Below are 240 nucleotides of genomic sequence, written 5' to 3'. Positions count from 1 at the left end.
TGATGTCGAGGCGGACATCATGCCCGCCCGGGCGGTGGACGGCGGATCAGTCAGCGCGTGCGCCAGTGCCGTACCCGCCACCGGGTCACCGGCAGTGACCTGCCCACCATCACCCACGCTCAACAACCGGCCATGCGCGTCAGCTGGCACCAGGATCAGGCGCCCCAAGACCTCCTCGGCTTTCGCATCCACCGGATCAAAGCGCACCACCCGCTCAGCGACATCGCTGGCCTGCGTCTG

1 protein-coding gene is annotated in these 240 nt (G+C 68.3%); it reads right to left on the bottom strand.

Features of this window, described 5'->3' with window-relative positions; all coding sequences use genetic code 11:
* A partial coding sequence (locus ACLQ24_RS30705; RefSeq protein WP_425895209.1) for a hypothetical protein occupies positions 1 to 240 on the bottom strand: 240 nt, incomplete at both ends.

Origin of the sequence: Micromonospora sp. DT4, assembly GCF_049841675.1 — a bacterium.
Classification (GTDB): domain Bacteria; phylum Actinomycetota; class Actinomycetes; order Mycobacteriales; family Micromonosporaceae; genus Micromonospora.
The sequence above is the reverse complement of the archived record's forward strand: the minus strand, read 5'-3'. Positions and strand labels throughout refer to the sequence as shown.